This window comes from Alkalibacterium sp. m-11 (assembly GCF_054658155.1).
Genome location: NZ_BAAGIR010000551.1, coordinates 1 through 255 on the forward strand (window position 1 = coordinate 1; position 255 = coordinate 255).

The following is a 255-nucleotide window of genomic DNA, read 5'->3' on the forward strand; positions in this document are numbered from 1 at the left end:
CTTTTGATGGTTTTTTTCAGAAGAAAAAAGACTATCCTCGGTTTAAAAGTAAAAAGCATCATCGTCAATCGTATACGACCAAGCAGACAAATAAGAATATTCGTGTCTCAGGAAACAAAATTAAACTACCCAAATTGGACTGGGTGCGCTTTGCTAAAAGCAAAGAGGTTACAGGGACTATTCAGCGTGCGATTATAAGTAGAACCCCTACGGGAAAGTATTTCGTATCCGTTGTTTGCCAAGTAGAAATGATAG

General features: G+C 38.0%; 1 pseudogene. It reads left to right on the forward strand.

From position 1 onward, the window contains the following. A pseudogene (locus ACYQ2O_RS13565) lies at positions 1–255 on the forward strand (IS200/IS605 family element RNA-guided endonuclease TnpB); the annotation flags it as partial.